Source organism: Wohlfahrtiimonas chitiniclastica DSM 18708 (assembly GCF_000375345.1).
GTDB lineage: Bacteria > Pseudomonadota > Gammaproteobacteria > Cardiobacteriales > Wohlfahrtiimonadaceae > Wohlfahrtiimonas > Wohlfahrtiimonas chitiniclastica.
In genome coordinates this window covers 684044-698591 of record NZ_AQXD01000001.1, presented here as the reverse complement: position 1 = coordinate 698591, position 14548 = coordinate 684044, and the positions used below count along the sequence as shown (strand labels likewise).

General features: G+C 43.4%; 13 protein-coding genes. 6 read left to right on the top strand and 7 right to left on the bottom strand.

What is annotated here, in order from left to right:
* Position 1: 1 nt before the first annotated feature.
* The 7 genes from B143_RS0103285 to hemC form a co-directional block, all read right to left on the bottom strand.
* Complete coding sequence (locus B143_RS0103285; RefSeq protein ID WP_018122190.1) at positions 2-1102, bottom strand: toxic anion resistance protein; 1101 nt, start codon at positions 1100-1102, stop codon at positions 2-4.
* 9 nt (positions 1103-1111) lie between these two features.
* A complete protein-coding gene (locus tag B143_RS0103280) occupies positions 1112-1513 on the bottom strand; it encodes a hypothetical protein (RefSeq protein ID WP_018122189.1) in 402 nt (133 codons plus the stop codon).
* 8 nt (positions 1514-1521) lie between these two features.
* Positions 1522-3426 carry an ABC-F family ATP-binding cassette domain-containing protein gene (locus B143_RS0103275; RefSeq protein ID WP_018122188.1) on the bottom strand — a complete coding sequence of 635 codons (1905 nt, stop codon included), beginning with the start codon at positions 3424-3426 and terminating at the stop codon, positions 1522-1524.
* Positions 3427-3436: 10 nt separating this feature from the next.
* Positions 3437-4264, bottom strand: coding sequence for a dihydropteroate synthase (gene folP / locus B143_RS0103270; protein WP_018122187.1), 828 nt, complete (start codon positions 4262-4264; stop codon positions 3437-3439).
* A 63-nt stretch (positions 4265-4327) separates the two neighbouring features.
* Complete coding sequence (locus B143_RS0103265) at positions 4328-5653, bottom strand: heme biosynthesis HemY N-terminal domain-containing protein (protein ID WP_018122186.1); 1326 nt, start codon at positions 5651-5653, stop codon at positions 4328-4330.
* Entirely contained in the window at positions 5650-7956 is a 2307-nt protein-coding gene (locus B143_RS0103260; RefSeq protein WP_018122185.1) for a uroporphyrinogen-III C-methyltransferase, read from the bottom strand. Before B143_RS0103260 ends, B143_RS0103265 begins: the two co-directional genes overlap by 4 nt.
* Positions 7940-8881: a hydroxymethylbilane synthase gene (gene hemC, locus B143_RS0103255; RefSeq protein ID WP_018122184.1), complete on the bottom strand. Its 942-nt coding sequence runs from the start codon at positions 8879-8881 to the stop codon at positions 7940-7942. The genes B143_RS0103260 and hemC overlap by 17 nt, the downstream gene beginning before the upstream one ends.
* Positions 8882-9003: 122 nt before the next feature.
* Here hemC and B143_RS09970 point away from each other — a divergent pair, with 122 nt between their 5' ends.
* The 6 genes from B143_RS09970 to aspS all read left to right on the top strand — a co-directional run bounded on the left by B143_RS09970 (position 9004) and on the right by aspS (position 14443).
* On the top strand, positions 9004-9171 hold the full coding sequence (locus B143_RS09970) for a hypothetical protein (RefSeq protein WP_008314548.1): 168 nt from the start codon (positions 9004-9006) through the stop codon (positions 9169-9171).
* 23 nt (positions 9172-9194) lie between these two features.
* Positions 9195-9872, top strand: coding sequence for a (d)CMP kinase (cmk, locus tag B143_RS0103245; protein WP_018122183.1), 678 nt, complete (start codon positions 9195-9197; stop codon positions 9870-9872).
* Positions 9873-9991: 119 nt separating this feature from the next.
* A complete protein-coding gene (rpsA, locus tag B143_RS0103240) occupies positions 9992-11659 on the top strand; it encodes a 30S ribosomal protein S1 (protein WP_169328682.1) in 1668 nt (555 codons plus the stop codon).
* A gap of 247 nt (positions 11660-11906) precedes the next feature.
* Positions 11907-12209, top strand: coding sequence for an integration host factor subunit beta (gene ihfB / locus B143_RS0103235; RefSeq protein ID WP_008314552.1), 303 nt, complete (start codon positions 11907-11909; stop codon positions 12207-12209).
* A gap of 143 nt (positions 12210-12352) precedes the next feature.
* A complete protein-coding gene (locus B143_RS0103230) occupies positions 12353-12613 on the top strand; it encodes an FmdB family zinc ribbon protein (RefSeq protein ID WP_008314554.1) in 261 nt (86 codons plus the stop codon).
* A gap of 33 nt (positions 12614-12646) precedes the next feature.
* The gene (gene aspS / locus B143_RS0103225; protein ID WP_018122182.1) at positions 12647-14443 is read left to right on the top strand and encodes an aspartate--tRNA ligase; all 1797 of its coding nucleotides are present in this window, start codon (positions 12647-12649) and stop codon (positions 14441-14443) included.
* Positions 14444-14548 lie beyond the last annotated feature (105 nt).

Sequence of the window (14548 nt, the reverse complement as noted above, 5' to 3'; positions counted from 1 at the left end):
ATTATTGATATTTATCCACCACAGAAGTGATGCGTTCGCGTAAATTGTCTTCCATTTGGGACAATTCAATCTCCACCGCTTTACGTTTTTCACGCGCTTCTGTGGCGATCTTCATGGTCTCTTCAATGGTATTGACTAAGCGATTTTGTACATCTCTGATGGTTTCAATGTCCACAATCGAACGCTCCACTTCTGTTGCGGTGGCAATGCTATTTTGCTGAAGCATTTCGGCATTTTTACGCAATAAATCGTTGGTGGTGTCCGCCACATCTTTTTGCAATTGAGCGGCTTTCTCTTGCTCTTGAAGGGAGAGCGATAAGACAATTTGACTCTTCCAAACGGGCAATGTGGAGAAAATGCTGCCTTGAATTTTTTCCGCCAACTGCTGATTGTTGTTTTGAATGATGCGGATTTGCGGCGCAGTTTGCATGGCAATGGTTTTAGAGAGATTTAAATCATGCAAGCGGCGCTCAAAGCGATTGATGTTTTCCATCAAATCTTTCACTTTTTGGGCATCTAATAGATCTTTTGACTCATTTGCCGTCGCTTCAAGGGCAGGGAGTTCATGGGTGCGCACATTTTCTAAATGATGCTGACCTGCTTTAATGAACAGATCTAAATCGCGGTAATAATCCAAATTTTTAGCATAGAGCAATTCAAGCTGCTCATTGTCACGCAGCAATTGCACCATTGAATTGTCTAAGTGGCTCGCAATGGCATCCACTTGTTCTGTTAAATTGGTGTGATCAATTTTAACTTTTTCAGCCTTACGAAAGAGCCCGCCAATCACAGGAATATTCGCTAAAAAACCTGTGGCTTGTTCTTCTTTTGTAAAAGGGTCATATTCACGGATTTTAAGCACCAAGTTAGAGAGTTGATTGCCCACTTCGCCGGCATCTTTTGTTTTAACGCGATTTAATAACGTGTCAGAAAAACGCGCGATCTCTGCCATTGGCTTTGAACCATAGGCTAAAAATTGCGTGGGATCATTAATGTTAATGGTTTCGCTGATGGCAGTGATCTCTGCTTGATTCGGTGCCAATTCGTTGAGGATTTTCTCTTCTGAGACAATGATCGCTTGATCGTTTTGAGTTTCGTTCATTGTGGTTCCTTATTTTTTATTCAGTTGTTTAAATTGGGCACGGCGCACTTTAAGCGTTAAATATGCACCGATGAAAAACAGAATCAAACCAATGGGCAAGACAATGTAAAACGCCCACTGTTTAACGGGGGAAACATACTCTAATTTACCATAATCACCACTGGGATAGCGAACCAAAAGTGTGCTGTTAATAGGGTGCATGTTGGCATTCATGGATTCTGTGAGCTGGTAGGTGATCTGTTCTGTGGGCGAGGCTGCAAAGCGCACCCAAGGATGATCGCCTTCATAACGCACAATGCTTGCTTCTGTATAAATGAGTTCTTTGTCTAAATAGACAAAGTAGCCTGCGCTTAATACTAAGGCTGCGCCCACTAAGCGCAATAAACGGGCAATGAAAGCTTGATTGAACATGTGATCTCCTATGCATTGAGTTGAGCGGTGATGGTTTCAATCTCATCCCCAGCCATGAGCCAAGCCTCTTCTGCGGCGGCTAAATCAGCGGAACATTGATCTTTTTGCGCATTTAAGGTTTGGATTTCATCGTGGCTTTTGTTTAAGTATGTATCACTGTCGCCTAAAATGTCATCGAGTTTGGCAATTTTTGCCTCGATTTTTGCCATTTCAGCTTCGAGCTTTGGAATGTCGCGCTCTAATTTCTTTAGGCGAGCATTGAGGTTTTTGCGCTCATTGAAATCTAATTTCGCTTCAGTGGATGCTGTAGATGTCCCCGCAGCGCTTTTTTCATCATTACTGCGCTCAGTGACCACTTGTGTGCGATAGCTCTCTAAATCGCCCTCATAAAGGGTGACAGTGTGATTGCGCACGACGGCGAATTGATCACAACACATCTCTAAAAGTGAGGCATCATGGGAAACGATCACAACGCCGCCTTCAAAGGCTTGCAGCGCCATGGCAATGGCTTCGCGCATCTCTAAATCAAGGTGGTTTGTCGGTTCATCGAGCAGCAATAAATTGGGCTTTTGATAAACAATCATCGCTAAAGCTAAACGCGCCTTTTCACCGCCAGAGAAGCGCTCGATGCTTTCTAAGGCTTTGTCGCCATGGAAATCAAATTGCCCAAGGAAATTACGAATGTCTTGCGTGCTGATTAAAGGATCAAGCATTTGAATGTGCCACATTGGCGATTCTGTCACCGTCAAATATTCTAATTGATGCTGGGCAAAGTAACCGATGTTTAAAAACTCAGAAGCTGTATAGTCGCCATTTTCAATGCTCAATTGACCGGCAATCGCTTTAATCAAGGTGGATTTACCTTCACCATTTTTACCGAGTAAACCAAGGCGTGTATCGGGCGTTAATGTGAGGTTCACATTGTTTAAAATGGGTTGGCCCACCTCATAACCGATGGCAACATTGTCCATGGTTAGCAGTGGATCCGGTAAACGATCCGGCTTTAAAAATGAAAAGGTGAATTCATTGGTGGCGACAACTGGTGCAATGTCTGCCAATTTTGCCAAGGCTTTGACGCGGCTTTGCGCCTGTTTTGCCTTGGTGGCTTTTGCGCCAAAGCGGCGAATGAAGTTCTCTAAATGGGCTTTGGTCTTCTCATTTTTCTCATACATGGTTTGCTGAAGGATCAATTTTTCCGCGCGCATGCGTTGGAAATCTGCATAGTTACCTTTGTAGAGATTTGCCTTTTGCTGCTCAAGGTGCAAAATGTAGTTGCATGTGTGATCTAAAAACTCTTTATCATGGGAGATGATGATCAAAATGCCTTGATAACCTTTGAGCCAGTTTTCTAGCCAAACCACAGTTTCAAAGTCTAAGTGGTTCGTCGGTTCATCGAGGAGCAAAATATCCGAGCGGCACATCAACGCTTTGGCGATATTCAAACGCATGCGCCAACCGCCCGAGAAATGGGCAATCGGTTGATGGAGATCCTCAGGATTAAAGCCAAGCCCCATCATCAACGCCGCCGCGCGGCTGTCTGCACGGTAACCATCGATGCGTTCAAGCTCTTGATGGATGTGGCTGATGGCGATCCCATCATTGGCATCTAATGCTTTTTGTTCAGATTTGCGCAACTCAATGAGTTCTGCATCGCCTGAGAGCACATAATCAAACGCCGTTTGATCAATGTTGCGAATCTCTTGCTCCACATGCGCCATTTGCAAATGGGGCTGAATGTGCACATTGCCTTTATCGGCTTCATAGTGCCCTAAAATCAGGTTGAAGAGGGAAGTTTTGCCGGTACCATTTTTGCCGACTAAACCCACATGCATTTTATTGTGGATCTGCATGGAGAAATCTTCGATCAGCACTTTTGTGCCCACGCGTAAGGTAATTTGGTTAAAATCTATCATTTTTTATCAATCAGTTAGAGAGTTGTTGCCAAAGGGTGAAGGCTTCTTGTGTGGCTTTGACATCATGGACGCGTAAAATCTTTGCGCCTTTCGTCAAACACCAAAGGGCAGCGCTGACATTGCCAATGGTGCGTGCTTTCGCATCACTGACACCCGTTAAGTGACCAATGAGGCGTTTACGCGATAAGCCAATGAGCATCGGATAAGGCAGGGCAGTTAAGCGCTCGAGTTGTTGTAAAAGCTCTATTTGTTCTGCCGTGGTTTTGCCAAAGCCAAAGCCCGGATCAAAAATGAGGCGGCTTTGTTCAATGCCATGGCTAGTTAAAGTCGCGGCGCGCTCATGACAAAAGTCGATGATGCTTTGCGTAATGTCTGCATGTTCAGTTTCGGTGTGCATCGCAGCAATGGGCTGATCTAAATGCATCACCACCAAATCCACATTTGAATGCGCAACGGCGGCAATTGCAGCTTCATCCCGAAAGCCATTGATGTCATTGATGATGTCCACGCCTAAATCCACCATCGCCGCCATGGTTTCTGGGTGATAAGTATCAATGGAAATCAGTGCAGGGAGTTTACCCACAAGGGCTGAAACCACAGGCGTTAAGCGTGCAATCTCCTCATCACTACTGATGGGCAAAGCTTTGGGATTTGAGGATTCCGCCCCAATGTCAATGATGGTTGCGCCTTCATCGACCAATTGATGGGCGCGCATAATGGCATCTTCTGAGGCAAAGTAATCCCCACCATCAGAAAATGAATTGGGTGTTGCATTGACAATCCCCATGATGATGGGTGCTTGGGCATTTAATAATTCAGTGAGACTCGCGTGAGTCATTGCATCTCCTAAAAAAAGACAACCTTCTATGAATCATAGAAGGTTGCATGGATGAATCAATGGTTATTTAGATTCAGTCACGTCGGCTTCTGTGACTTCAACCCCGACCTTCTCAGGGAGCTGTGCATCTTTCGATGAGAGCAATTCGCCCTCCACTTGCAGCAATTCCGCTGAAGGTTTTGCATACGATAATCGACCAGCTTCACGGAAAGCTAAGGCTGATTTTTCAAACTCACCTTGCTCCAATAAAATTTCCGCCAATAAGTGATGCACTTCAGGGATTTGATCATCAATTGCCAATGCTTGTTGCAGAGCAGTCAAGGCTTCCTCAAGTTGCTTGGTTTGATAATACAATCGTGCCACCGCAAGGGCAGCATAAGCGCTGTCAGGATGCTGATGCGCAAACTGCTTAGCGTGCTTGATGTACGTTTTAAAGTCACCGGTATATAAATGACCGTAAGCGGTGATGACCAAATCATTCCACTCTTTTTTCAAAGAGTAGCGCAGTGCCTCTTCAGCATCGCTCACATTGCCAGCATACAAAAGCTTTTCAGCATAATTGACCACAACGCTTGGCGTCACTTTGATGTTGTTTGGAATCACTTCCCACAATGCTTTGAGTTTATTGCCATTGTGTTCAGCGCCAATGTGATCAATCAACGCCACATACAACTCAGGCTCGATGGCTAAGCGCTCATCTTTTGGTAAAGATTTATGTAGATCGGGCATGATTTGATAGAGCTGATCATACAAACCTTGTTTCTCATAAGATTTTGCCAATGCCACCAAAATACGGTGATGATCGCCTTTTTCTTTGCGAATGCGTTCAAGTACAGTTTGCGCTTTATGAGGTTCATCCCATTCATTCAACAGCTCACCAATCATAATGCCAGCATGTAAACGGTTGTGATTGTCACTCAATGTTTCAACCGCACGTAAATATTGATCACGTTGCTCCGTTTTGCCTTGCATGTGCGCCGCGCGTGCTGCGCCAATGTAGCAAAAACTTGGATTCGGGCTACTTTTTGCGGCAGATAAATGGAGCGCTTCGGCTAAATCCGGCTTATTTTCAAGCATCGCCAATTCCGCGCGGGACATTTTGCGGCTTGCACTCTTTTCGCTGCGTAAATCTGCACTGCGCTTTAAGAAGCTTGGTAAACCGATCACTCTGAATAAAAAGCGCAATAATACATAGCCCACCACAAAAAAGATGAGGCCACTGAAGAAGAAACCTGAAAGGGTCATCATCAAAGAGAAATCTTTTTGCGTGAAGAGGTTTTTACCTGTAATGATCACCATGCCGGGATCTTTTTCCACTAAGAGAAATAAGAAGATCGCAAGGGCAAAGGGGATTAAAAACCAACCCAATGCTTTAAGGAAACGCATCATAATCCTTCTCCTCTATAGTTCAACATAGAGGCATCGAAAGATTTTAAAATCGGATCGATGTTGAGATTGTCATTTGCCACATTCACATTCAATAACTCATTGAGCGCCGCTAATACTTGATGATAGGTTTCATCGTTCGGGCTAAAGTAATTCGTGAGTAATGTGCGCGCGGCTTTTAAGGATTCTTGATACGTCACCGCTTGATGTTGCAATAACGCTAAGCGTGCCGTGGTCAATTGCATCTGCATGTTTTGCTTTAACAAAACTTCATCCGTGATGGACATCAATTCTGGTGCGGCGGTGCGCTCTTGGGTCACAATGAACACAGGCTTGATTTTATCCACAGCTTTTGAATACCAAGGACGAGCATTAGGATCATCATTGGCGGCATCTTTGTCCACTTCTGCTTTAAAGCTGTTTTTGAGTTCGCCTAAAATGTCATCTGATTTGGTGTCAATACCTGGTACTGCATCAATCAAATGTTGAATGCGCGTGGCATATTCAGCGCGATTGATGGTGGGGATCTCTTGCAATTTAACGATCTCACTTTGAATGAGATTATTGGTTTCGCTGAATTTGGCATTCGCCGTTGCCATCAAGCGCTCACTGGCCTCTTTAAGGATGTTCACAGCGGCTGTGGTGTCTTCTTCAAATGTTAATTTAAAGTTGGCTAAATTCAATAAGTATTGCGCTTGGCTCAAGTTTAAAAGATCAATGTCTGTTTTGGCAGATAAATGTTCTTCTAATGTATTGAGCGCCGCGATTTTGCTATTGATTTCCACAAGCTGAGAGGTTAAGCGATTTTGCGTTTTCACCGCATCTGATTGCGCATCATTGGCCATTTTGCCAATTTGCGTGATGGATTGATCAAGATTGCTCACCACAGATTCAAATTGTTGGATGTGATCTTTCAATTGATTGTAGCGATTGCTTGCGGTGCCGCTGTCTGCTTGTAGATTATTGATGGCGGAATCTAATGTACCGACGCGTTGTTGTAATGCCAATAGATTTTGCTGTTGCTGTTTTTGGGCATCACTTAAATCCGTGAAGTTAGAGGATTGACCGCGCTCAGTGGCCACAGTTTTTTGCAGATTCGTCAAAGCATTCGATAAAGTTTCAAGCTCTGTTTTTTGCTGCACGATGGTGCGGTTAAGCTCTTGCGTACGTGTGCTCTCATCAGAAACTTGTAAGAATGCAAAGGCGCCGACGCCAATGCCCACAACGCCAAGGGCGAGGGCTAAGAGCGATAAAGATTTACCGCCTGATGATTGAGGCGCTGCATTGTGCATGATGGGTGCAGGTTTTTCTGTAGGTTGAGGCGTGACTTCTGGTTGTTCTTCTTTGACAGCATCGACAGTGTTCGCCACATTGAGCTCAGGCTCAGGCAATTGTGTGGTCTCTTTATCATTCGGTTCAGTCATGGATGAATCCTCAGGGGTTGAATCAAAGGTGGATAAAAGCAAGTGTGGGGCAGCCTCAACCAAGGCTTGCCACATATCTTGACTCACAGCAGAAGACGCTGTGATGATGTGGGTGTAACCCAGCGTTTGCACATAATCGGCAAGGCGCTCGCTCGCCACAATCAATGGGCGATCTGTTCTGTGGGCATCCACTGAAAACGCAGCGTCATGATAAGCGCCAAATGCCTCTTGGCTTGACACTAAAATGGTGACAGGATGATTGTTGGCATAATCCATCACAGTTGTGAGATCAATATGCTCAGGGCGATCACGGCGATATACATCGACATATTGTGCGATCGCGCCCATTGCTGTCGTGGCATTGGCCAATAAACGACGACCACCTTCACCGCTGTAAATGTTAATGGCTTTGCCGCCTAAATCGAAGGTGCTGAGTTTTTCTAAGAGTTTTTCAGATGTATACGGCGCATCCCCTTGAATGATGGGTGCACTCGTTAATGCTTCTAAACGCTTAGTGGTGCCTGCACCAATGGAAATACAGGGGATGTTTAATGAAAAATCCAAGCCAAAACGCACTGCATAATCTACTGCATTTGGGCTGGTGAATGCCCAATAATCAGCAGACTTAGCCGATTGTGTGCAGCCTTCAATGGCAGCGTTTGTATCATGCGGCTCTAAAATCACAAGGCAGGGCACATTGAGTGCATGTCCATGATGCTCTGTAATTTGCGTCACTAAAAACTCAGATTGATCCGCAGGGCGCGTAATCACAACGCCCAATTGTTGTAAATCAACAGACTGAGTAGTGATCACTTCTTCAGGCGCTGAGATGATTGGCGCAGCATTTTTTTTCAGTGCGGATTTTTTATTTTTTTTCGCCATAAATACTCCTTAAAAATTCATCCGCGCCTTTGCTGAGTAACTCTTCGGCTAAGCGATGACCTAAATTTTGCGCATCTAAAGGATCGCCCACCATTTCAGCATAGATGATTTCATTGGTGTCAATGTTACCCACTAAACCACGAATCCATAGCCCTTTTTCTGTGAGCTCTGCATAGCCTGCAATCGGTGCTTGGCAGCCGCCATTTAAGGTTGAGTTAAACGCACGTTCTGCGGCAACACACACAGCGGTGTCATCATCATTTAATAAGGAGATGATTTTGCGCACTGCTTCATTATGACGATTGCACTCAATGCCAATGGCGCCTTGGCCAACTGCTGGCAATGAGATGTCTTGAGAGATCTCTTCGCTGATGCGATGGTCAAACCCTAAACGTTTAAGGCCAGCGGTGGCTAAAATGATGGCATCAAATTCGCCGGCATCTAATTTCGCTAAACGGGTATTGACGTTGCCGCGTAAATCTTTGAGCTGTAAATCAGGGCGAAGCGCCATCAATTGCACACGACGGCGCAATGAGCAAGAACCCATTACAGCATTTTGTGGCAATGTTTTGATGGTGTAGTTGTGGTTGCTCACTAAAGCATCGCGTGGATCTTCACGCTTCATCACCACGGGGACAATTAAGTCCTCTGGCAACTCTTTTGCCATTGGTACGTCTTTCATGGAGTGAACAGCAATGTCTGCTCTGCCATCTAATAACGCAACTTCCAATTCTTTGATAAATAGACCTTTGCCGCCAATTTTACTGAGCGGAGAGGATAGCATTTGATCCCCTTTGGTGGTCATGCCTAGTAATTGAACATCCATCTCTGGGAAAAATTCTAGGATTTTACTTTTCACATGTTCAGCCTGCCATAGTGCGAGCGGACTTTCTCGAGTTGCAATTGTTAGGGTTTTTAAAGACATCTCACATTCTCTTCATATAAAAATGGTATAACCCACATAGAATACAATAATTGGAGCAAAACTTATAGCCTTAGTTATATAATGGCGTTTTAGGTATGATCAAGCGAATTTAAGGAGGCAACATGAAAAAATGGTTACTCACTTTAGCCGTTGTGATGACTGCAATTTTAGCATCGGGCTGTGCATCAAATGGCGTTGCGCCAAAAAGTGATGTCAATGTCATCGGTGGCAGCGGCAGTGGTCCGCAGATGTATGGCAGCATTCGCATGGGCGGCGCTTATCAATTATGATCGACAAGATACAAAGGACAAGCATGACAGTTCCCATCATCACCATCGATGGTCCAGGCGGCGTTGGTAAAGGTACGCTCGCATTAACACTTTCAAAAAAATTGGGTTGGCACTTATTAGACTCTGGCGCCATTTATCGGGCATATGCCATTTTTGCGATGGATCATCAGATTGATTTAGACGATGAAGCGGCTTTAGTGGCCATGAAAGATCAATTTTCCATGCGCGCAAACCCAACGGACAAGGGCGTTGAGATCTTTGTGAATGATGAGAATGTCACAGAGCGCTTACGCATGGAAACGACGGGCAGCAGTGCATCCATCATTGCTAAGCATCTTAAAGTGCGTGATGCGCTGTTTCATTATCAAAGGGATTGCGCCGTCATGCCAGGGCTCATTGCTGATGGGCGCGACATGGGCACAGTGGTTTTCAAAGAAGCGCCCCTTAAAATATTTTTGACAGCCACGGCTGAAGTTCGCGCCGATCGTCGATATAAACAGTTGATCAGCGTGAATGAATCTGTTAATATTGCGCAGATTTTGAGCGAGATTAAAGCGCGAGATGAACGTGATCAAAACCGATCAGCCTCTCCACTTGTGCCTGCTCAGGATGCTGTGATCATTGACACTTCAGATTGCACGCAAGAAGAAGTGTTTGGTCAGGTTTGGCAGTTGGCAAAAGATCGTCAATTGGTGGGCTAGCATCAGTCGGGTGGTGATAAGGAATTATTACCTGTTTTATTTTTTAAATTTTAACCGGTCAATTTGAATATTTTTAGATTTGAAAGATATTTAGAGCGATCATCTACAGAGTACATATTATTATGCTAAGTTTTGCTGAGTTATTTGAACAATCCATTCAAGAAAAACCAGAAGTTGGTTCTATCATTGAAGTTACCGTTGTTGCGATTAGTAAAGAATTCGTAATCGTTGATGCGGGTCTTAAAAGTGAAGGCCGTATCCCTGCTGAACAATTCCAAAACGAAAATGGTGATTTAGAAGTACAAGTTGGCGATAAAGTTGACGTTATTCTTGAGTCTGTTGACGATGGTATGGGTGAAACTCGCTTATCTCGTGAAAAAGCTAAGAAAGCAGAAATTTGGGCTCGCCTTGAAAAATCTCTTGAAGCTGACGAAATCATCAAAGGTGTTATTTCTGGCAAAGTTAAAGGTGGCTTTACTGTTGACATCGGTGAGATCAAAGCATTCTTACCAGGTTCTTTAGTAGATGTTCGCCCAGTTCGCGATGCTTCTTACTTAGAAGGCAAAGAATTAGAACTTAAATTAATTAAATTAGATCCTAAGCGCAACAACATCGTTGTATCTCGTAAAGCAGTGGTTGAGAAAGAATACTCAGCAGAACGCGAAGAGTTATTAGCGAACTTGAAAGAAGGCGATAAGATCAAAGGCGTTGTTAAGAACTTAACTGATTACGGTGCGTTCTTAGATTTAGGCGGTATCGATGGTTTGTTACACATCACAGATATGGCTTGGAAACGTGTTCGTCATCCTTCTGAAATCGTTGAAATCGGTCAAGAAATCGAAGTTGTATTGTTGAAATTCGACCGCGAACGTAACCGTGTTTCTTTAGGCTTGAAACAATTAGGTAACGATCCATGGCACGAATTATCAGTACGTTTCCCTGCTGGCGCGAAAGCAAAAGGTGCAGTGAGCAACATTACTGATTACGGTTGTTTCGTTGAAATCGAAGATGGTATCGAAGGTTTGGTTCACGTTTCAGAAATGGATTGGACAAACAAAAACGTTAACCCGGCTAAAGTTGTAACAATCGGCGAAGAAGTTGAAGTTGTGATTTTAGAAATCGACGAAGAACGTCGTCGTATCTCTTTAGGTATGAAACAAGTGACACCTAACCCATGGATCGAATTTGCTGACAAATACAGCAAAAATGATCGTGTGAAAGGTCAAATCAAATCCATCACTGATTTCGGTATCTTCATCGGTTTAGATGGCGGTATTGATGGTTTGGTTCACTTGTCTGACATCTCTTGGAACGAATCTGGCGAAGAAGCTGTTCGTAACTTCAAGCGTGGCGACGAAGTGGAAGCGGTTGTATTGGCTGTAGATGCAGAACGTGAGCGTATCTCTTTAGGCATCAAACAATTAGACCAAGACCCATTCTCTAACTTCTTAGCAGATCACGACAAAGGCAGCATCGTAACAGGTACTGTCATTGCAGTAGATGCTAAAGCTGCAACGATTGATTTAGGCGAAGGCGTTGAAGGTTCTTTACGCGCTGCTGACGTTTCTAACGAGAAAATCGAAGACGTTCGTAACGTATACAATGTTGGCGATAAAGTGGAAGCTAAATTCGTAAACGTTGATAAGAAAAACCGCACAATCGTTTTATCTGTGAAAGCAAAAGATCAAGCTGAAGATGCACGTGCAATCGCTGATTACTCTTCAAGCAAGAGCTCAGTGGGCGGTACTTTAGGTGATTTGTTGAAAGAGCAAATGAAACAACAGTAATCTAAAGCAATTTAGGTGAATGAATAAAAGCCATTACGAAATGTAATGGCTTTTTTTACTGATGTGGGACGCATTGGTAGTGCGATTGAGTGATTGAAAATGATTGGTTTGAATTAAAGAGTAACTTTATGATAAAGTTATGCCTTATTTCAGATTAAGTGGTGCCCAATCACTGAATCATGAGGGGATTTTAGAAGAATTGTGTACTAGAATAGTACTGTCAGTGTGTATAAAGAGGTTTATAGGAATGACTAAGTCTGAATTAATTGAAAAACTAAGCGCTAAATACCCACGTATTCCAGCGGCGGAAATTGAAAAAGGTGTGAAACTCATTTTAGAGCACATGAGCGACACATTGGTTTCAAACAACCGCATTGAAATCCGTGGCTTTGGTAGTTTTTCTTTGCGTTATCGTGAGCCAAAAATTGGCCGCAACCCTAAGACTGGGGATGCCGTTGAGTTGAGCGGTAAATACGCCACTCACTTTAAGCCTGGTAAGCTCTTAAGAGAACAGGTGAACGATAGCCGCAACAAATTTAAAATTCACTAAAATCAAGTCCCTTCTTACGAAGGGATTTTTTTATGGTATAACGTGTATTCGTTCGTTTGAGTCTGATAATTTCACTGAAAGAAGTAAAAAAATTCAGTATAATTATCGGATTTTGTTATGTTGTGAGTTTGTTTGAGGAAAACATGCCAATTTATCAATATAAATGTGACAATTGTGGTCACGAGTTTGAAGCATTACAGAAAATTTCTGCAGATCCATTGACTGAATGCCCAGAGTGCAAGGCGCCCCGTTTAGCGAAACAAGTGACAGCGCCAAACTTTCGTTTGAAAGGTTCAGGCTGGTATGAAACGGATTTTAAATCTAGCAACCAAAAGAATTTGGCCAGTCAAGATTCCGGCAGCTCTGCTCATCAGTGTGGTTCTAGCTGTTCTCACAAACATTAATTTAATTCAAAACGTTTAAAGGTAAACTTAATTATGATGCGTTCTCATTATGCGGGCTTAGTTTCAGAAGCTCTATTAGATCAAACAGTCACGTTGACCGGCTGGGTTCATCGCCGCCGTGACCATGGTGGTGTTATTTTCATCGATTTACGTGATCGTGAAGGGATTGTTCAAATCGTGATCGATCCAGAAGTAACCCCAGCGGATCAGTTTAAAGAAGCAGAACGCATTCGTAATGAATTTGTGATTCAAGTGGTGGGTAAAGTGCGCATGCGCCCTGAAGACATGTTCAATGACAAATTGGTGTCCGGTAAAATTGAAGTGATCGCCACAGCTTTGACCATTTTAAACAAAGCCGATGCGTTACCTTTCCAAGTCGATGATGAAAACACTTCTGAAGAAGTGCGCTTGAAATACCGCTATTTAGATTTGCGCGGTAAAAAAATGCAATACAACTTGATGCTCCGCTCTAAAGTGACGCGTGCAGTGCGTGATTACTTAGATGATGCGGGCTTTTTAGACATCGAAACGCCATTTTTAACCAAAGCCACACCAGAAGGCGCACGTGACTATTTAGTGCCATCACGCACATATCCAGGTGAATTCTTTGCCTTGCCACAAAGCCCTCAGCTCTTTAAACAAATTTTAATGATGAGTGGTTTTGACCGTTACTATCAAATCGTGCGTTGTTTCCGCGATGAAGATTTACGTGCCGATCGTCAGCCTGAATTTACGCAAATCGATATCGAAACTTCTTTCTTAGAAGAAAAAGACATCATGGCGATGGCAGAAGATATGATTCGTAAAGTGTTCAAAAAAGCCATCAATGTTGAGTTAGCAGAAGCATTCCCAGTGATGACATATGCCGATGCCATGTACAAATATGGTTCAGATAAACCAGATTTACGCATTCCGTTAGAATTCATTGATGTGACAGAAATCATGAAATCAACAGAATTTAAAGTGTTTAAAGATGCAGCAAACATGGCAAAAGGCCGCGTGGTTGCATTAAACATTCCAAATTCAGCGGATAAATTGTCTCGTAAAGACATCGATGAATTGACGAAATATGTGGGTCGTTATGGCGCACGTGGTTTAGCATACATCAAAGTGAACAATGTGGCTGAAGGCCGTGAAGGTTTGCAATCCCCAATCACTAAATTCTTAGATGATGCAACGATTGAGGCATTGTTAAAAGCAACGGATGCAAAAGACAATGACATCATTTTCTTTGGTGCAGATAAAGCAAAAGTGGTGAACGATGCCATCGGTGCACTTCGCATTAAATTGGGTGAAGATTTGAACTTGATGACCTGTGAATGGGCACCAATGTGGGTGATTGATTTCCCAATGTTTGAATACGATGAAGATGAAAAACGCTATGTGGCGGTTCACCATCCATTCACCACGCCAAAAGATGGCATTGAATCATTGAAAAATGATCCTGAAAATGCTGTGGCCAAAGCGTATGACATGGTGTTGAACGGCACTGAGTTAGGCGGTGGTTCTGTGCGTATTTATCAACCTGAAGTACAATATCAAGTATTTGATTTATTGGGAATTTCTAAAGAAGAAGCCGAAGAGAAATTCTCCTTCTTATTAGATGCATTAAAATATGGTGCGCCACCACATGCAGGTTTAGCGTTTGGCTTAGATCGTTTGATCATGCTCATGACGCACGCAAAATCCATCCGTGAAGTGATTGCATTCCCGAAAACACAAACAGCTTCTTGCTTGATGACTGATGCACCTTCAGTTGCCAATCCTAAGCAATTGAAAGAATTATCCATTGAAGTGAAATTACCTGAAGTGAAAAAAGAAGAAGCTTAATCGTCCGCTTTCATCACATCAAAATTAAAGCCATCGCAAGATGGCTTTTTTTATGGGCGCAATAGAGAAAATTAACTGCGATTGTGGGTGAGAATGTTTCACATT